12 protein-coding genes are annotated in these 15,857 nt (G+C 73.5%); 10 read left to right on the top strand and 2 right to left on the bottom strand.

The genetic code is table 11. The annotated features are described in order from the left end of the window. The first annotated feature begins 117 nt into the window (after positions 1–117). The 8 genes from ACGFZS_RS44615 to ACGFZS_RS44580 are packed head-to-tail and all read left to right on the top strand — an operon-like array spanning position 118 to position 10,073. On the top strand, positions 118–771 hold the full coding sequence (locus ACGFZS_RS44615) for a cyclase family protein (protein WP_393799975.1): 654 nt from the start codon (positions 118–120) through the stop codon (positions 769–771). Further along, the gene (locus ACGFZS_RS44610; RefSeq protein ID WP_393799974.1) at positions 768–2,663 is read left to right on the top strand and encodes a gamma-glutamyltransferase; all 1,896 of its coding nucleotides are present in this window, start codon (positions 768–770) and stop codon (positions 2,661–2,663) included. The genes ACGFZS_RS44615 and ACGFZS_RS44610 overlap by 4 nt, the downstream gene beginning before the upstream one ends. Continuing rightward, positions 2,660–4,615 (top strand): primary-amine oxidase, encoded by a 1,956-nt coding sequence (locus ACGFZS_RS44605; protein ID WP_393799973.1) that lies wholly within the window; start codon positions 2,660–2,662, stop codon positions 4,613–4,615. The genes ACGFZS_RS44610 and ACGFZS_RS44605 overlap by 4 nt, the downstream gene beginning before the upstream one ends. A 52-nt stretch (positions 4,616–4,667) precedes the next feature. Further along, positions 4,668–5,525 carry a hypothetical protein gene (locus ACGFZS_RS44600; protein WP_393799972.1) on the top strand — a complete coding sequence of 286 codons (858 nt, stop codon included), beginning with the start codon at positions 4,668–4,670 and terminating at the stop codon, positions 5,523–5,525. Beyond that, a complete protein-coding gene (locus tag ACGFZS_RS44595) occupies positions 5,446–6,780 on the top strand; it encodes a Rieske 2Fe-2S domain-containing protein (protein ID WP_393799971.1) in 1,335 nt (444 codons plus the stop codon). Before ACGFZS_RS44600 ends, ACGFZS_RS44595 begins: the two co-directional genes overlap by 80 nt. 5 nt (positions 6,781–6,785) lie before the next feature. Then, positions 6,786–8,243 carry a glutamine synthetase family protein gene (locus tag ACGFZS_RS44590; protein WP_393799970.1) on the top strand — a complete coding sequence of 486 codons (1,458 nt, stop codon included), beginning with the start codon at positions 6,786–6,788 and terminating at the stop codon, positions 8,241–8,243. Then, on the top strand, positions 8,233–9,234 hold the full coding sequence (locus tag ACGFZS_RS44585) for a PDR/VanB family oxidoreductase (RefSeq protein ID WP_393799969.1): 1,002 nt from the start codon (positions 8,233–8,235) through the stop codon (positions 9,232–9,234). The genes ACGFZS_RS44590 and ACGFZS_RS44585 overlap by 11 nt, the downstream gene beginning before the upstream one ends. A gap of 41 nt (positions 9,235–9,275) precedes the next feature. Then, positions 9,276–10,073 carry an N-acyl homoserine lactonase family protein gene (locus ACGFZS_RS44580; RefSeq protein ID WP_393799968.1) on the top strand — a complete coding sequence of 266 codons (798 nt, stop codon included), beginning with the start codon at positions 9,276–9,278 and terminating at the stop codon, positions 10,071–10,073. An 11-nt stretch (positions 10,074–10,084) separates the two neighbouring features. Here ACGFZS_RS44580 and ACGFZS_RS44575 read toward each other — a convergent pair whose 3' ends face one another. Together ACGFZS_RS44575 and ACGFZS_RS44570 are read right to left on the bottom strand one after the other, a co-directional pair. Continuing rightward, positions 10,085–10,861 (bottom strand): TetR/AcrR family transcriptional regulator, encoded by a 777-nt coding sequence (locus tag ACGFZS_RS44575; protein ID WP_393799967.1) that lies wholly within the window; start codon positions 10,859–10,861, stop codon positions 10,085–10,087. Continuing rightward, positions 10,858–12,162: an amidohydrolase family protein gene (locus ACGFZS_RS44570; protein ID WP_393799966.1), complete on the bottom strand. Its 1,305-nt coding sequence runs from the start codon at positions 12,160–12,162 to the stop codon at positions 10,858–10,860. Before ACGFZS_RS44570 ends, ACGFZS_RS44575 begins: the two co-directional genes overlap by 4 nt. A 240-nt stretch (positions 12,163–12,402) precedes the next feature. Here ACGFZS_RS44570 and ACGFZS_RS44565 point away from each other — a divergent pair, with 240 nt between their 5' ends. Both ACGFZS_RS44565 and ACGFZS_RS44560 read left to right on the top strand, forming a co-directional pair. Further along, on the top strand, positions 12,403–14,022 hold the full coding sequence (locus ACGFZS_RS44565; RefSeq protein WP_393799965.1) for an ABC transporter substrate-binding protein: 1,620 nt from the start codon (positions 12,403–12,405) through the stop codon (positions 14,020–14,022). Between the two features lies 1 nt (position 14,023). Next, positions 14,024–15,853 carry an ATP-binding cassette domain-containing protein gene (locus ACGFZS_RS44560; protein WP_393799964.1) on the top strand — a complete coding sequence of 610 codons (1,830 nt, stop codon included), beginning with the start codon at positions 14,024–14,026 and terminating at the stop codon, positions 15,851–15,853. Positions 15,854–15,857 lie beyond the last annotated feature (4 nt).

Raw genomic sequence — 15,857 nt, 5'->3', positions numbered from 1 at the left:
CTGGCGGGGACTGGTGGGGGCCGCGCGGTGGTGGAGCAGTCTGTCACGCCGTCGACTCGCACCATCCATCGACTTTGGATCCATTAACAGAGTAACCGCATCCAATAGGAGCCTGTCATGAACCTGGACGTCACCAAGGCGATCGACGTCTCCGTGCCCATCCACCCCGGCATGCTGCACTGGGGCCGCAGGCCCGAGGTGGAGGTCGTCGAGTCGCGTACCGCCGGTGACGCGTCGAACGTCAGCCGCTGGCGTATCGGTGCCCACACCGGCACGCACATCGACGCCCCGGCCCACTTCGTGGACGGCGGCAAGACCGTCGACCGGCTCGACCTGTCGGCCCTCAACGGGACCGCCCGGGTGCTCGACCTCACCCACGTCAAGGAGCAGATCACGGCCGCCGACCTCGATGCGGCCGGGCTCGGCACCGAGGAACGGGTACTGCTGCGCACCAGCAACTCGCAAGGCGTGCTGCGCAGCCCGTGGAAGGCACGGCAGTGGGTCGGACTGGCCCCGGACGGCGCGGAGCGGCTGATCGAGGCGGGGGTGCGCACGGCCGGCATCGACTACCTCAGCATCGAGGCCGTCGCCTACACCACGCACTGGGAGACGCACCAACTGCTGTGCGGGGCGGACGTGCTGATCCTCGAAGTGGTCGACCTGCTGCGCACCCCGGCCGGTGTCTACGACATGCTGTCCCTGCCGGTGCCGCTCCAGGGCGCCGAGGCGGCCCCCTCCCGCACCCTGCTGCTGCCCCGGGACGCGACGTGAGCCCCGGCGACGGGCTGATCCTCGCCGCTCCGCACCCCGCCGCGCTGGACGCGGCCGGACGGTCGGCCCGGCGCGGCGGCAACGCGGTCGACGCGGCGCTGGCCGCCGCCGCCGCGCTGACCGTCGTCTACCCCCACCAGTGCTCCCTGGGCGGCGACCTGATCGCCCTGGTGCACACGCCCGACGGCACCGTCCGGGCGGTCCTCTCGGTCGGCGCGGCGGCCCGGGACGTGGACGTCACGGCGCTGCGTGCGGCGGACCGGCGCATGCCGGCGCAGGGCCCGCAGACCGTGACCGTGCCCGGCGTGGTCGCGGGCTGGGCGGCGCTGGCGCAGGCGTACGGCACACCGGGCGCGCTGCCCGCCGCACTGCGGGACGCCGCCGGCCTCGCGCGCGAAGGGGCCACGGTCTCCGCAGGGCTGGCCCGCGCGGTACGGGAGCGCGCGGCGCGGGTCGCGGCCGACCCGGGCCTGTCCGCCCTGCTGACCGGTCCTGACGGCCGCCCGGTGGGCGAGGGCGCCCCGCTCCCGCAGCCGCGCCTGGCCCGGGTCCTCGACCAACTCGCCGAAGACCCCGTGTCGTTCTACCGCGGCCCGGTCGCCCAGGCGATTGCCGCCGGTCTGCGCCGCCTCGGAAGCCCGCTCACCGCCGCCGACCTGGCCGCCCACGAAGCGGAGTCCGCCGAGCCGTTGAACGTCGAGGTGGCGGGCGCCACCTGGTGGGCCGCTCCGCCACCCAGCCAGGGCGCGGTACTGCCCGCGCTGCTCAGGGCGGCGGCGGGCGCGGCGGGACTGCCGGAACCGGAACGCACCCTCTTGCTCGCCGCCCGCTCCCTCGACGCTTCGGCCGCCCGCGACCGGCTGCTCGGCGACCCGCACGGGCAATCGCTGGACCTGGCGGGCCTGCTGGATCCGGCGCCGCTGGCGGGCGCGGTCCCACCCGAGCCGCCGATACGACCGTCCGGAGACACGGTCGCGGTGACGGCCGTGGACTCCTCGGGGCTGGCCGTGTCGCTGATCCAGAGCGTCTACCAGACCTTCGGCTCGGGCCTGTGCGAGCCGGACACCGGCATCGTGCTGCACAACCGGGGCTCGGCGTTCAGCCTGGAACCCGGCCATCCCGGCGTCCTGCGGCCGGGTACGCGTCCGCCGCACACGCTGTGCCCGGTGATCGGTCGCTCCGGTGCGCTGCTGCTGGCGGCGGGTTGCCAGGGCGGCCGGGCCCAACCGCAGATCCTCGCCCAGACCCTGCCCCGGCTCGCCGACCCCGCCGCCGATCCGGCCGCCGTGCTGGGCAGTCCGCGCTGGGTGACCGGCGCCCGCGACATCGGCTTCGAGGAACCGACCCTGCTGGCCGAGCCCGGCTCTCTCCCGACGCCGATGGACGCTCCGCTCCTGGGACTTCCGGTCGCCGTCACCGCCGGTCCCACCGATCTGGCCGGCCACACCCAGGTGGTGCGACTGGTCCGGGACGGCCGCCTGGACGGCGCCTCCGACCCACGCGCCGACGGCGGCACCGTACGCCACACCCCTCACACCGCGCCGGTCGGCGCAGGCCACCGCCCCGGCACATCCCCGGACACCCCAGCCGCCGCGACCCGCCACGACCGCACCGCCGCGCGCCCGAAGCCCCCGACCACAGCCCACGACAACCGCACCGCCACAAACCCCGACCACCCAGCCGCACCTCACCACAGCCGCACCGGCACATTCCCGGAGCCCTCGGTCGGATCTCACCAAAGCCGCACCGGCGCATCCCCGGAGCCCCCGGCCGCACCCCACCACAACCGCACCGGCGCAAGCCCCGACCACCCCGCCGTACCCCACCACAACCGCCCCGACACCCCCGCGCCGGCCATCACCCGCACGCCCCCGGAAGGACAGCGCCCATGAGTACCCTCGCCCCCCGGCCCGTCGCCGTACCGGCACCGCATCCGCTGGACCCGCTGACGGCCGCCGAACTCGCCGTTGCCGTCAAGGTGTTGAAGGCGGATCCCAGGGTCACCGAGGACGCGCGGTTCTGGGGCGTGGCCCTCGACGAGCACCATGCGCGTACGGCCGGTCCGGACGAGGCACGGCGGGCCCGCGCCGTCGTGATCTGCCCCTCGGCCCGACTCGCCTACGAGGTCGCTCTCGAACTCGGTGAGAAGCCGCAGTCCACGGCGTGGCGCGAGCTGGACGTGCGGAGCCCGGGCTGTTCCTCGGAGGAGGCCCGGCAGGCCGCCGCAGCGTGCCGGGCGGATCCGCGGTTCCGGGAGGCGCTGGCGCTGCGCGGCATCCACGACGTGTCGCTGGTGATGGTCGACCCGGAGTCGATCGGCGGCTTCGAACCGCCCGCGTACCCGGGCCGCCGCCTGACCTGGGGCAGCGTGTGGCACCGCGAGTCCGAGGACGACAACGGCTACGCCCGGCCCGTGCAGGGCGTCGTACCGATCATCGACATGGAGTCGATGGAGGTGCTGCACATCGAGGACCACGGGATCGTCCCGCTGTCGGGGGAGTCCGGGGTGTTCGCGGCGGGAACCGTGCCGGGGCGCGCGGGGCTGCGGCCTCTGGAGGTGGTCCAGCCCGACGGGCCGAGCTTCACCGTGACCGGGCAGCGGGTGGACTGGCAGGGCTGGTCGGTGCGGGTCGGCTTCTCCCACCGCGAGGGCCTGGTCCTGCACGACCTGTCCTTCGACGCGGGCGGCAAGGGGCCGCGCACAGTGATCCGCCGGGCCGCCGTCAACGAGATGTACGTGCCGTACTTCGACACCGCCTCCACCCAGTACCGCAAGAACTTCTTCGACTGGGGCGAGTACGGCGCCGGCCCGCTCACCAACTCCCTCGCCCTCGGCTGCGACTGCCTCGGTGTCATCCACTACTTCGACGCCGCCGTCCTCGGCGGCGACGGCGTGCCCCGGGTCATCCCCAACGCGATCTGCATGCACGAGGAGGACGACGGGATCCTCTGGAAGCACCACGACGGCCGCACCGGCCGTACGGAGGTGCGCCGCTCCCGCCGCCTGATCATCTCGGCGTTCGCCACGGTCGCCAACTACGACTACGGCTTCTACTGGTCCCTGCACCAGGACGGCTCGGTCATGCTGGAGATCAAGATGACCGGCATCCTGTCGGCGACCGGTGTCACGGAGGACGAGGAGACGCCGTACGCCCGGCGGGTCGCCCCGAACGTGGCCGTCACCAACCACCAGCACTTCTTCGCCGTACGGCTGGACATGGCCGTCGACGGGACGGCGAACCGGCTGGTCGAGGTGACCGCCGAGCACGAGAGCGACCCCGCGCTCGACCCCTACGGCAACGCGGCGCGGACCGTGCTGCGGCCGGTCCTGCGGGAGTCGGAGGGCGGGCGGTCCACCGACCCCTCCCGGGCCCTGCACTGGCGGGTGGAGAGCACCGAGGCCCGCAACCGGATGGGCGAGCCGACCGCCTACCGCGTGCACGTGGAGAACACGGCGGTGCTGCCGGTCCGGCCGGACAGCGTGTGCGCGCGACGGGCGCCGTTCGTGGCGAAGCAGTTGTGGGCGACGGAGTACGACCCGGCGCGGCGGTTCGTCGCGGGGGAGTACCCCAACCAGGCCGAACCCGGCGCGGACGGGGTCCACCGCTGGCAGCAGGAGGACCGCTCGCTGGACGGCACGGAACTGGTGCTGTGGGCGACGGTCGGCTCGCACCACTTCCCGCGCCCCGAGGAGTGGCCGGTGATGCCGGTGGCCCGCGCCCGGCTGCGCCTGGAGCCCGACGGCTTCTTCGACCGCAACCCCGCCCTGGACGTGCCCGCCCCGGTCTCCTGCCACGCTCCGGCCCCTGCGGCGGACGCCGGCGGCGGCCACTGCTGCGGATGACGGCCGGGAACCGGCCGCGCGGAGGCGGCGGGCGGTGGCTGGGGTGGCTGGGGTGACCGGCGGCACCGCACTGACCGGCGGCAGCCATGTCGACCACATCGATATCGATGCCGGCGGTCACGCGGCACACGCCTCGCAGGGAGCGGTCGCCCTCGGACTGCTGGGCGCGGTCCTGGCCTGCACGCTGGTGTTCGCCTGGCCCGCGCTGCGGGTCGCGCTGGCGCCCGAGGCGCGGCGGCTCACCGGGCGTTCGATGCTCGCGGCGGCGGCCGCCGGCTGCGCGCTGGGGGTACCGCTCGCGCTGACGTGGCCGCCGACCGCCGTCGACCCCCACGTGTGGGGGATGATCCGCTTCGAACTGCTGGCGGTCCTCGGCCCCGCGCTGCTCGTCCACGCGGTCCGCGCGACCGGACCGGCGGCGCGGCGGCGGTACCGGGGGGCGTCCCTGGGGGCGGTCGTGTGGACGGTGTCGGCGTACGCCTGGCACCTGTCCCCACTGCACCTGCTGGACGGCCCGGGAGCCGAGGCGGCGCGGTCGTCCACCTGGGTGGCGGCGGGCCTCCTGCTGTGCCTCCCCGTGTCGGCCCGCCCGGTGCCGTTCCTGGTGGCGCACCTCGCCGTGCTGCCGTTGGCGGCGCTGATGGCGGTCACCGGGCGGGGCGGGGCCGGCCTGCTGATGGCGGTCGTGGACATGGCCATGGCCGGGTGCCTGCTCGCCGGCCGTTACACCGGCGTAAATATTGGATCCAATCCATGGCTATATGGATCCTCCCTTCGTTACGGTCTGCGTGACCGGGACAGAAAGGCGTCAGATGCGCGAGGAAGAGAACGTGCGGCTCACGAGGACCGGTCCGGGCACGCCCGCCGGGGACTGGATGCGCCGCTACTGGCAGCCCGTCGCCCTGAGTGAGGAACTCGACGGCGTACGGCCCCTGGTGGCCCCGAAGGTGCTGGGGCAGGACCTGGTCCTGTTCCGGGACGGGGACGGTGAACTCGGCCTGGTGGACCGGGGCTGTCCGCACCGGGGAGCCGACCTGGCGCTCGGCCGCCTTGAGAACGGCGGACTGCGGTGCTGCTTCCACGGCTGGCTCTTCGGCCGGGACGGCGCCTGCCTGGACACCCCGGCCGAACCGACCGGTGGCAACCTCACCGCCCGGGTCCGGCTGGGCAGTTACCCGGTCCGCGAGGTCAACGGGGTGATCTGGGGCTACCTCGGCCCCGGTGAGCCGCCCGAACTGCCCGCCCTGGACTGCTTCGAGGCCCCCGCCGGGCACACGTTCGCCTGGAAGGGCCTGCTGGAGTGCAACTGGCTCCAGGCCCTGGAGGTCGGCATCGACCCCGCGCACGCCTCCTACCTGCACCGCTTCTTCCAGGACGAGGACCCATCGGAGAGCTACGGCAAGCAGTTCCGGGCCGCCTCGCAGGGCACCGACCTGCCGATGACGAAGATCCTGCGCGAGTACGGCCGCCCCGACATCGACGCAGTCCGCACCCCCTACGGCATCCGGATCACGGCGCTGCGGACGCTCGACGGCACCGACACCGAGGGCCGCCCCATGGACGGCAGCCGCACCCACGTCCGCGTCACCCACCAGGTCTTCCCGCACGGGTTCCACATCCCGCTCGACGCCGAGACGGCCATCACCCAGTGGCACGTGCCGATCGACGACACCTCCTGCTACTGGTACGCCCAGTTCACCAGCGTCGGCGGTCCGGTCGACCGGGCGGAGATGCGCCGCCAGCGCGTGGACGCCGTCACCCTGCCCGACTACCGCCCGCGCTTCGGCCGTTCCAACGGCTACGGCTACGACCCCGCCGAGCAGCTCACCACCACGTACACCGGCCTCGGCACCGACATCAACGTGCACGACCAGTGGGCGGTCGAGGGCCAGGGCGCGATCCAGGACCGCACCCGCGAACACCTGGGCCGCTCCGACAAAGCGATCGTCATGTACCGGCGGATGCTGGGCGAGGCGATATCGGCCGTCGGGCGCGGCGAGGACCCGCCGCTGGTGCTGCCCGCCGACCGCGCGGCCGAAGTGCGCGGTCCCGTCACGCTCGACGGCATCGGCCCCACTGAGGGATGGGCGGAGCACTGGGCGGCCGTCACCGCGAAACAGCGGGCGGAGAGCGGCTGGGCCCGGCCGGCCGGAACGGACGGCTGAGCGGCGTGGACTTCGTCGAACGTCACGCGGGCTGGACGGCCGCGCAGTCGGCCGCCGCCGAGGAGATCCGCGACCGCGCCGAGGGCGGCGGGCTGAAGGTGGTGCGGCTCGTCTTCGCCGACCAGCACGGGCTGCTGCGCGGGAAGACCGTCACCGCCTCCGAGGCGCCCACCGTGCTGCGCGAGGGCACCGGCATCGCCTCCTCGCTGCTGGCCAAGGACACCTCGGGCCGTACCGTGTTCCCGCTGTTCACCAAGGAGACCCCGCTCGGACTGCCCGAACTGCGGGGCGCCGCCGACATGGTGATGGTGCCCGACCCGCTCACCTTCCGGATGCTGCCGTGGTCCCCGGGCACCGGCTGGCTCCTGTGCGACCTGCGGTTCACCTCGGGCGCCCCGGTCCCGCTGTGCACGCGCGGGCTGCTGCGCTCGGTCCTGGAGCAGACCGGCGGCCTCACCTACCGCACCGGCCTGGAGGTGGAGTTCCACCTGTTCCGCCTCGACGACCCGCGGCTCGGCCCGGCCGACCTCGGCCAGCCGGGCGCGGCGCCCGAGGTGGGCATGCTCAACCACGGCTACCAGTATCTGAGCGAGTTGCGCTACGACGAACTCGACCCGATGCTCGACGTGTTGCGCGGCACCCTTGAGGAGCTGGGTCTGCCGTTGCGCACCCTGGAGGTCGAGTTCGGGCCGAGCCAGGTCGAGCTGACCCTGCGGCCCGCCGACGGACTGGGCACGGCGGACGCGATGGTGCTGCTGCGCAGCGCCGTCAAGCAGGTCGCCGCCCGGCACGGCCACCACGCGACCTTCATGTGCCGACCCCATCTGCCCGGGGTGTTCTCCAGCGGCTGGCACCTGCACCAGAGCGTGCTGCGCGACGGGGTGGGCATCTTCGCCCCGGAGCCCGGTACGGCTGCCGGTACCGAGGCCGGTGCCGCTGTCGGCGGGCCGGGGCTGTCGCCGTACGGGACCGCGTTCCTGGGCGGGCTGCTGCGCCACGCCCGGGCCACCAGCGCGTTCTCGACGCCCACCCTCAACGGCTTCAAGCGGTTCCGGTCGCTGTCGCTGGCGCCCGACCGCGCGGTGTGGGGGCGCGACAACCGGGGCGCGATGGTCCGGGTCCTCGGCGACGGCCCGTCGTCCACCCGGCTGGAGAACCGCATCGGTGAACCGGCCGCCAACCCCTACCTCTACCTCGCCTCCCAGCTCGCTGCCGGTCTCGACGGGGTGGCGCGCGGCCTGGACCCGGGTCCGGCGGCCGACGAGCCGTACGCGACGCGGGCGGAGCCGCTGCCGCGCTCCCTCGGCCAGGCCCTCGACGCACTGGAGGCCGACGAGGCCCTCGGGGACCGTCTGGGCAAGGACTTCGTGGCCTACTACACGAGCGTCAAGCGGGCCGAGCTGGCCCGCTTCGACCAGGAGGTCACCGACTGGGAACAACGGGAGTACTTCCGTGTCTTCTGACCTGACCCCGCCCGCGCCCCCACGGCTTCTGGTCCGTCAGAGCCGCTGGATCGCCGAGGACGTCGTCGAGCTGCGACTGGTCCGGCGGGACGGTCTGCCGCTGCCGCCGTGGGAGCCCGGCGCCCATGTGGAGCTGACCCTCCCCTCCGGTCTGCGCCGCACCTACTCGCTGTGCGGGGACCCGGCGGAACGCGCCGCCTGGACGGTCGCCGTGCATCTCGCGCCGGCCGGGAGGGGCGGATCCCGGGAGATCCACACCACGGCACTGGTCGGCCGGGAACTGTCCGTCGAAGGCCCGGTCAACCGGTTCCCCCTGCTTCCCGCCCCCGGCTACCTCCTGCTGGCCGGCGGCATCGGCGTCACCCCTCTGCTGTCCATGGCCAGGGCGCTGGCCGCCGGTGCGCTGCCCTGGCGCCTCGTCCTGGGCGCCCGCGACCGCTCCCGCCTCGCCTACGCCGAGGAGCTGACCGCGCTCGGCGGCGACCGGGTCCGGCTGGTGCCCGAGGACGAGGTGGGCCTGCCCGACCTGGCCGCCGAACTCGCCGCCACCCCGCCGGGACACGCCGTGTACGCGTGCGGCCCCGCGGCGATGCTGGACGCGGTGACGGAGCTGTGCCGCACGGCCGTACCACCGCGCCCGCTGCACGTCGAACGGTTCGGCCCGGCGGCCGGGGACGGCGAGGATGGGGCGGCGGCCGGGGACGGCGAGGACGGGGCGGCCGACGGGCGGTTCGAGGTCGTGCTCCGCCGGTCGGGGCTGCGGTTCGCGGTCCCGGCGGACCGATCCCTGCTGGAGGCCGTACGCGACCGGTTGCCTGATGTGCCCTACTCCTGCGAGGAGGGCTACTGCGGCAGCTGCGAGACATCGGTCCTGGCCGGTACCCCGGACCACCGCGACTCGGTGATCGGGCCGCAGGAGCGTGCGACCGCCATGACGATGATGATCTGCGTCAGCCGCGCCGCCTCACCCGTCATCGAGCTGGACCTCTGAGCCCCGGCCCCGCAGGGCCATCCGACGACTGACGGAGCATCATGACCCGACGCGGTGTACGGCGTGTCCTGCCCCTTCTCCTCGGCTGGGAGGACCTGCCCAGATCGGTGTCGGTGCACGGCGCGCCGTACACGGAACGCGTACGGGAGCCGGTGGCGGGGGTCCTGCTGGAGACCGAGGGCGGGTGGCTGCTGCTGGACACCGGCTTCAACACGGCGCTGCTGCGCGACCCCGCGCTGCGGCGGCGCTACTACCCGTCGCCCTCCTACCAGCCGGAACTCCCCGGTCCCGGCGAGCCCCTGCCGGAGGCGACGGCCGCGGTCGGTGTCGCTCTGGAGGACGTCACGGCCGTCGCCGTCAGCCATCTGCACGCCGACCACGCCGGCGGGCTGAAGCACTTCGCCGGCCGGGTGCCCGTGCACATCCAGCGGGCCGAACTGGAGTACGGACTGTCCGGACGGCCCGAGGTGGAGCGCCAGACGATCTTCCGGGTGGACTTCGACGATCCGCGCATCGACTGGCGGCTCGCCGACGGCGACCGGGAGCTCGCACCGGGCGTCACGGCCGTACTGACCGCCGGACACACCCCGGGCCACCAGAGCTTCGTGGTGGACCTCGCCCGAGGCGGCGGTTACGTGTTCACCTGCGACGCGGCCGACCTGACGGAGAACATCACCGAGGAACGCCCCGCCGGCACCTCGATCGGCGTGCCCCCGGAGGCGACCCTGGAGCCGATCCGGCGCCTCAAGCGCCTGGCGGAGGAGAAGGGCTACGAGCTGGTCCCGGGCCATGACCCGGTTGTCTGGCCGGAGTTGATCGAACGGCTGGCAGGGACCTGACCGGCAGGCTCTCAACCGGTGCCGCGTGACCGGCGCGGAGCCGGGCGCCTGTCTCCCGCGGCCCGGTAGCCGGCCAGGGCCTCCTCGGCGCGGGCCGCGACGTCGGGGATCGCGGGTCCGGTGACGCCGAGGAGCCGCAGCGAGCCGCGCAGGGCGGACCGGGCGTACTGGGCCCGGTTCTCCTCGCCGCCCCAGTGACGCTGGGACACCGACGCCTCGACCAGGGCGAACAGGAGGTCCAGGTCCTCGGCCAGTTCGGCTGCCACCGTTGCGGGGTGGAGCGAGGCGAGAGCCGCGTGGCCGAACTCCCGGTAGACGTCCCGCAGGGCGGTCTGCGCGGACCGCGTGGAGGCGAAGTCGTCCTCCTCCAGTTCCGGCAGGTGGTAGACGACGTGCAGGTTGTGCCGGTCGCTCAGGAGCGTCTCCAGGTCGAAGGCCATCAGCGCGCAGAGCCGCACGGCGGGTTCGAGATCCTGCTCCCGCAGCCACTCCGCGCACTCCAGCGCCGGGGTGACGGTGCTGGAGAGCAGCGAGGCGAGGATCGCCCGCTTGTCGGCGAAGTGGTAGTACATCGTGGACTGCTTGATCCCGACGCTCTCGGCGATCTGACGGGTCGTCGTCTTGGCGTACCCCTGCTCGCCGAACAACTGCGAGGCGGCCTTAAGGATCTCCTCGCGGGTGCTCAGCCCGTTGTGCTGCTTCGGTTCGGAGCGTGGCCTGCCCGGCTTTCCCTCCCGCGTCTGCCGCCGGACGGTCCCGGCGTCCGCCTGCGGGGTGTCGTGTGTCATGCGGCCCTCTCCCGTCCGGCGTCCGACGGCACGTCCGTGTGCCGGACGATCCGCCCGGCCCGGACGACGGTACGGATCGCGCCGGGATCGCCCAGCGCCGCGATGTCGGTGAGCGGGTCCACGCCGGTGACGACGAGGTCGGCCCGCATCCCGGCCCGGACCGTGCCGACCTCGTCGTCCAGCCGGCACATGCGGGCCGCGACCGAGGTGCCCGCGGCGATGGCGGCGGCGGGGGAGAGGCCCAGCTGTACCATCAGGGCCAGTTCACGCAGGTTCCGCCCGTGCGGGGCGATGCCCGCGTCCGTGCCCAGGGCCACGGGGACGCCGCTGGTGAGCGCGGCCGAGAGCCGCTCCAGCGCCGTCTCGCGCATCCGGTGACGGCGCTCCACCTCGTGCGTCGGTCCGTGCTCCGGTGCGGGCCGGGTCAGCGCGGACAGGGTGGGCACCAGATAGGTGCCGCGCTCGCCCATCTCCTCCAGCGTCGGGCCGTCCACCAGGTAACCGTGCTCGATGCTCCGCACACCGGCACGGACCGCCGCCGCGATGCCCGCGGTTCCCTGGGCATGCGCGGCGACACCGACGACGCCCTGGCGTTCCGCCTCCTGCACCACCGCGCGCAGTTCGGCCTCCGTCAGCCCGCCTGCCTCCGGCGCGCTGCGCGGGCTCGACATGCCTCCGGTCGCCGCCACCTTGATCCAGTCGGCGCCCTCCCGCACCACCTCACGGGTGGCCCGTACGAACCCTGCGGGTGAGTCGGCCACCACGCCCGCGCCGGGGCCGGAGTCGAGCGGGGTTCCGCCGACGGTCCGCCAGTCGCCGTGCCCGCCGGTGATGCTGAGGATCCGCAGCGCGATCTGGAGCGCCGGGCCGCGCACGTGTCCGGCCTCGACCGCGCTGCGGAAGCCGGAGTCGGCGCCCGCCAGATCCCGGGCGGTGGTGATGCCCGCGTCCAGCGTCGAGGCGAGCACGGGCACGGAGCGCAGCGTCAGCAGGCTCTCGGGAGCCATGAGCGTGTCGAACCGGTCGGCGTCCGGGCGGGTGCTCACATGCACGTGGCAGTCGAAGAACCCCGGCAGCACGGTGAGTCCGGTGCAGTCGAGGAACCGCAGCCGCTCGGGCCCGGCCGTCGCGGGCAGCGGCAGCGTGCCGGTGGGGGCCACCGCCTGGATGCGTCCGTTCTCCACGAGCACGTCCAGCGCGGGCACCGGCTGGTTCACCGCGCCGTCGATCACGGTCGCGTTCCTGAGCAGCAGCGCGGGAGCGGTCTGCTGTGCGTCCTGCGGCACCTGGGTCCTCTCCACGGTCCGACGGGCCCGGCCGCGAAGGTGCCCGAACGGCACGGCGGTTCGACGCCGGGGCCCGTCACGCTACCAACCGCCCGGCGGGATTTCTATCAGCGACAGAATTTACCGTCCGGCAATGCCGGGCAACGCCCGGGAAACCCTTTCCGGCCAACTCCGCCCTAGGTTTCGGTCACTGACAGGAATCCCCGATCCCTCCGTGCGGCCCGTCCGCCGGATCTCCTCACCGAGAGGGTCCTGATGCGAACCAGCGCCATGACCGCCGCTCCGGCGGGCCGAGACCTCGCCACCGCATCGCGTGGCCGCACCGCCCGGGCCGGCCTCGCCGCCGCAGCCGCCACGGTTCTCACGCTCACCGGCTGCTCGGCCGCCGCGACCGGGAGCGCCGCCGGAACGGACGTCTTCACCGCGGCCGTCGTGCAGACCTACTCCACCCCGCCGGACCCCGACGTGAACTACGACGGTCCCGGTCTGAACATCATCCAGAACGCCTACGAAGGCCTCGTCAAGTACCAGGACGGGAGCGACACGGCGAAGATCGTCCCCGCCCTCGCCTCCTCCTGGAAGGTCTCGGCGGACGGCCTCACCTACACCTTCGTCCTGCGCGACGGCGTCACCTTCCACGACGGCACCCCGCTCACCTCGGAGGCGGTCGCCGCCGCCGTCCAGCGCCGCGCGGCCGTGAACGGCGGCCCTGCCTACATGACGGCCGACGTCACCAAGGTCACCACCCCCGACCAGCACACCGCCGTCCTGACCCTGAAGTCCCGCAACTCCGCCTTCCTCGACTACCTCGCCTCGCCCTTCGGCCTGAAGCTCATCAGCCCCGCCACCCTGAAGAAGCACGCGGGCAAGGACCATGCCCAGACCTGGCTCACCACCCATGACGCGGGCACCGGCCCCTACGAACTGACCTCGGCCAAGACCGGCGCCAGCTACGAACTCACCGCCTACAAGGACTACTGGGGAGCCAAGCCCACCTTCGGCACCGTGGACCTGGAGATCTCACAGAACGCCTCCGCCGCCCAACTGGAGCTGGAACGCGGGCAGATCGACGCCATCCTCGGCAACCTCAACAAGCCCGCGTTCGAGTCGTACAGCGGCAGCAAAGCCGTCACGACCAGCACGTTCCCCAACATGACCACCCAGATGATCTACGTGAACCCGAAGTCCAAGGCCTTCCGGACAGCGGCCCAGCGGGAGCGGCTCTTCTCGGGCATCGACACCAAGAGCATCCTGTCCGACGCCATGGGCAGCCTGGAGGAACCCACCGGCCAGCTCTTCCCGAAGGGCATGCTCGACTCCTCCGCCGACGACCAGGGCATCACCTACGACGACACCGCCCTCGCCGCCCTCGCCCGCACCGCACCCGCCAGGGGCCGCACGGTCCGCGTCGGGTACGCGGCGAGCAGCGCCGACGGCAAGGCGGTCGCCGAGGAACTCGCCTCCCGGATGAACAGCGCCGGCCTCAAGGCCGAAGCCGTCGCCTACGCCGCGGGCTCCATCTACAAACTCACCGACGACCTCGACGCCGCCCCCGACCTCGCGGTCTTCGGCGTCTTCCCGGACGCGGGCCATCCCGACTCCTGGGCCCGCATCATCTACACCCCCAAGGGTGGCCTTGACCTCTACGGCGCCCAGGTCGACGGCCTGACCACCGACCTCGACAAGGCCCTGACCACCACCGGCACCTCCGCCTACACGGCCGTGGCCCGCTCGGTCATCGACTCCCGCTACTGGTTCTCCATCGGCTCCCTCAACACCACCCTGCTCACCGTCCCCGGCATCACCGGCACCCGCAAGGCCCAGAACCTGCTGGAGTACAACGTCCTGCACTTCGCCGCCCTCGGCCGCTCCTGACATGGCGACGGACAACGCGACGGACAACGCGGCGAACAGCTCGGCGGAGACCACCTCGGTCAGGGCTGCGGGTGACATGGTGGCGGCCGAGGCGAGGACCGACGGACCGTCACCGGTGCTCTCGGTGCGCGACCTGCATGTGCACCTCACCCGCGTCGGCCAGGACGTACACGCCGTCCGCGGTGTCAGCCTGGACGTGCGACCCGGCGAGATCGTCGCCATGGTGGGGGAGTCCGGCTCGGGCAAGAGCGTGCTGGGTCTCGCCGCGATGGGACTGCTCCCGCTCCGGTCACGGCCCCACGCCCACGGATCGGTCCTGCTGAACGGCACCGACATGCTCACCGCCGACGACGAGACCCGCCGCCGGGTCCGCCGAGGCCACGTCGGTGCCGTCTTCCAGGACCCGATGACCTCGCTGGACCCCACCATGACCGTCGGCGCCCAACTGGGCGAGGTCCAACGCGACCGGGCCGAACGGGTCCGCCTGCTGACGGCCGTCGGCATCCCCGACCCCGAACAGCGGCTCAAGGCGTTCCCGCACCAGCTCTCCGGCGGTCTGCGGCAGCGCGTGATGATCGCGCTGGCCATCGCCCGCACCCCGTCCCTGCTCATCGCCGACGAACCCACCACGGCACTCGACGTCACCGTCCAGGCACAGATCCTCGACCTGCTCCGGTCGCTGCGCGACGAGATCGGCTGCGCCATGGTGTTCGTCACCCACGACCTGGGCGTGGCCGCGCAGATCAGCGACCGGATCACCGTGATGCGCCGGGGACTCCTCGTCGAGCAGGGCACCACCGAACAGGTGCTCAACGATCCCCGGCACCCCTACACGCAAGGCCTGCTCGCCTCCCGGATCACGCTGGACACCCCCCGGGACCGCCCACTGACCCGACGCACCACCACGCCCGCGGAGCAGGAGGACACGGCCGTGCCCACCGTCGTCGAACTGGCGGGCGGCGGGCACGGCCGGGCCGTGGACGCGGACGGTGTCCTGACCTCGGGCCGTGCCCCGGCGGCCGATCGCGACCTGCCCGCACGCTGGCCCGAGCCGGTCATCGGCGACGAACTCGCCGTACGACTGCGCGGCACCACCCGGGTGTTCCGCTCCGGACCCCCCTGGGCCCGCCGCGAACTGCACGCCCTGCGCGGTGTCGACCTCGACATCGCGCAGGGCGAGGCCGTGGCCCTCGTGGGGGAGAGCGGCTGCGGCAAGTCCACCCTGCTGCGGATCGTCGCCGGGCTCGAACACGCCACCTCCGGCGAGGTGTCGGTGGCCGGCGGCACCCCGCAGATGGTCTTCCAGGGCGCCGGTTCCTCCCTGACCCCCTGGCTAACCGTCGGCGACATGCTGGAGGAGCGCCTGGCCCTGACCGCCTCCGGCCTGGACCGTGCCCGGCGCCGGGCGGCGGTGACGGACGTGCTCGCCACCGTGGGCCTGCCCGCCGACATCGCGGGTGCCCGGGGCGACCAGCTCTCCGGCGGCCAGCGGCAGCGCGCGGCCATCGCCCGCGCGGTCGTCGTGCCGCCGCGCGTCCTGCTCTGCGACGAGCCGACGTCCGCCCTGGACGTGACGCTCGCCGCCACCGTCCTCGATCTCCTCGGCCGGCTCCGAAGGGAGTTGGGCATGTCCGTCCTGTTCGTCACCCACGACCTGGCGGCGGCCCGCCTCGTCGCCGACCGGATCGCCGTGATGCACGCGGGCCGCATCGTCGAGGCGGGCCCCACCGAGCGCGTGTGCACCGAGCCCGCCGAGCAGTACACCCGCGCCCTCCTGGACGCCGTACCCCGACCGCGTCGGCGGCTGACGACGAGGAGCGATCCCGGATGACCAG

Origin of the sequence: Streptomyces sp. NPDC048288, assembly GCF_043201555.1 — a bacterium.
GTDB lineage: Bacteria > Actinomycetota > Actinomycetes > Streptomycetales > Streptomycetaceae > Streptomyces.
The sequence above is the reverse complement of the archived record's forward strand: the minus strand, read 5'-3'. Positions and strand labels throughout refer to the sequence as shown.